Raw genomic sequence first — 2,020 nt, forward strand, 5'->3', positions numbered from 1 at the left:
TTAGCTCACGGACATCTCGTGTGATTAAAAATCACTTTATCACTAACTATAGTCTAGATGACTGTAAACGTGTCAAAACCATTACAATTGATATGAACGCTAGTTACGTCAGTGTCATTAAAGACATTTTTCCACAAGCTGAGATTATTATCGATCGTTTTCATTTAGTTCAACTCATTAGTCGTTCGATGAATCAGACACGTGTTAAAGTGATGAATCGCTTAAAGAGATCGAATAATGAAGAGATGAAAAAGTATCGACGTCTTAAGCGATATTGGAAACTAATAGTGAAAAGCGACATGAAGGTATCAAGCGTAGAATACAAGTACTATACGTTGTTTGGACAGCGATTAGAAAAGAGTATTGTCGAAGAAATGTTAGATTATGATCCCGAATTAAAAGCGAATTACCATCTTTATCAACGCCTATTACGTGCGATAAAAACGAAGCAGTTTGAAGTACTAGAACGTGTCTTAAAAGAGCGTAGCTCTTCGCTCATTTCTAGTTATATGAGAACGAGTCTTAAAACACTAAGAAAACATCTACCTTATATAAAAAATAGTTTTATTTACCCGTATAATAATGGACGCATTGAAGGGATTAATAATAAGATCAAGGTACTAAGCAAGGTCGCGTATGGTTATCGTAATTTTTATAATTACAAGAAACGCATCATGATCCATTTTAAGTTTAAAGCGGTAGAAAAACACTCAAGCATAAGAAACCAAAATAAATCACGATATAAAGCAGCTTAATCGCTGCCTCATATCGTGAATAATAACTAAATAATGATCGGCTAAAATTCTTCACCAACGTTACTTGACGTAGAACCACAATATAAGGAGTGAATTCACATGACCCAAGTAAATACTATCACAAAATCACACAAAGGAACACATCTTATCTATGCTGAAATGAAACAAATTGAAGCGTATTGTGTTTTGCAAGTGAAAAGTTTAGAAGTATGCAACAAAAAGTTTAGAACTTTGCCAACCCTTATTTTCTTTGTAATTAACGATTCGATAAAGCATGTTTTAAGCGATAACTATCACCAGTAAAACTTAATATATGTGCGTGATGAATAACTCGATCCACCAAGGCTGCGGTAAGACGTGCATCCATAAAGACCTTATTCCACTGGCTAAACTCTAAATTTGACGTTATAACGAGACTTTTCTGTTCATACCAATCAGAAATCAATTGAAAGAGTAATTCAGCCCCATCCTTGCTGAAAGGTACATATCCCATTTCATCAAGAATAATCAAATCAACTTTATTAAATCGATTACGAAAAAGTTGATAGCGTCCTTCAGCCCATGACTTTTCCAGTAACTCTACTAAATCAGCGACCCGATAGAAACGAACCTCATATCCGTTTCTACAAGCTTTCCGCCCCAGTGCTGTCGCTAAGTGTGATTTCCCCTTATGACAAGCTTTCCATAAAGGAAATTATCGCAAGTTATTATTTATGGAAAGAAATAAGTATATATGTCTAATATAAATTGAAATGTATGTTTATTTCTTTTCATAATCTCCCACACTAGATTTATAAAATAATCTTGGAGGTGCGATATATGAAAATAACGCTCCCTATTGAAGAACTAGTTTCTAAAGTTTTATCAGAATTAGAAAGGTTAAATTATTCATATAACACATTATGTGGATACCGTGCTTTTTATAAAAGAGTTATTGGATTTGCCAAAGAAAGGGATGAAATCTTCTTTTCTGAAACATTGGGAATGGATTTTTTAAAGGAAAAGTATAAATGCACGGTGGATTATTATGGCGAAGCCATGCCTAAAGGGCTTAGAGGACCTATTAGAAGAATTAGGGTTTTAGGTGATTACCAGCTACACGGTGTGATAATCCGAAGGATTGTGAAAAAGAAAGGCTATGTTAAACCTTCACAATTCGAAAAAGAACTAATTGCCTATGAAAAGGAGTGCGAGACCAATGAATACTCCAAAAGAGGACTACGTACACGAATGCAACGTTTATTCTTTTTCATAGATTACCTCGA

1 protein-coding gene and 2 pseudogenes are annotated in these 2,020 nt (G+C 34.3%); 2 read left to right on the forward strand and 1 reads right to left on the reverse strand.

Going from position 1 to position 2,020, the window contains the following annotated elements; all coding sequences use genetic code 11:
- Positions 1 to 755: ISL3 family transposase (locus ABD814_RS06530; protein WP_344911510.1), on the forward strand; the 755-nt coding region annotated here is incomplete at its 5' end.
- A 256-nt stretch (positions 756 to 1,011) separates the two neighbouring features.
- Here the strand turns inward: ABD814_RS06530 and ABD814_RS06535 are convergent.
- Positions 1,012 to 1,422 (reverse strand): annotated as a pseudogene (locus tag ABD814_RS06535) (ATP-binding protein); the annotation flags it as partial.
- 152 nt (positions 1,423 to 1,574) lie between these two features.
- On the opposite strand from ABD814_RS06535, the pseudogene ABD814_RS06540 reads away from it, so the two are divergent.
- Positions 1,575 to 2,020 (forward strand): annotated as a pseudogene (locus ABD814_RS06540) (site-specific integrase); the annotation flags it as partial.

Origin of the sequence: Amphibacillus indicireducens (assembly GCF_039539605.1) — a bacterium.
GTDB classification, from domain to species: Bacteria; Bacillota; Bacilli; order Bacillales; family Amphibacillaceae; genus Amphibacillus; species Amphibacillus indicireducens.